Source organism: Vibrio genomosp. F10 str. ZF-129 (assembly GCF_000287055.2).
Classification (GTDB): Bacteria; Pseudomonadota; Gammaproteobacteria; order Enterobacterales; family Vibrionaceae; genus Vibrio.
In genome coordinates this window covers 1-463 of sequence record NZ_AJYQ02000070.1, presented here as the reverse complement: position 1 = coordinate 463, position 463 = coordinate 1, and the positions used below count along the sequence as shown (strand labels likewise).

At 33.7% G+C, this 463-nt stretch carries 1 protein-coding gene; it reads left to right on the top strand.

Annotated elements, in window-relative coordinates; genetic code table 11:
• Positions 1-59: 59 nt before the first annotated feature.
• On the top strand, positions 60-419 hold the full coding sequence (locus A1QO_RS07180) for a hypothetical protein (RefSeq protein WP_017041081.1): 360 nt from the start codon (positions 60-62) through the stop codon (positions 417-419).
• Positions 420-463: the final 44 nt, after the last annotated feature.

The following is a 463-nucleotide window of genomic DNA, read 5'->3' as shown; positions in this document are numbered from 1 at the left end:
TGTTTATTTGCCGCTTAGCAGAGCGTTAGCTGTCACAATTAAACTATGGAGTATTACAAATGAACTTGGAAGTTTTAGAATTTTTGCTTGATAACGAAAATTACATTGAAGAAATGGCAAAAGGTGTTGGTGTTGATTCAAATGCCAGTGTTGGGATAGTTAAATTGCTTAAAGCGAATGCAGGTGACTTAAGTATTTTAAAAGGCAAACAAACATTCCATTATGAAAAAGTTATTAAACCTTTACTTGAAGGTGTTCAATGTGAAGGTCCTATTGGAATGATCGAAGATGATGAAGGTAATTGGGATACTAGTTGTGTAAATGGAGGTATCGTTGACGATGAATCTCTTTATCAAAGTTATTTAGAAGAAGATTTTAAATGCCAAATTTGTCGCTATGATGCTGAAAATATGCGGTAACAGCTAACAAGAACTTCAAACGGAAAAAATACAGTTGGCTGTTT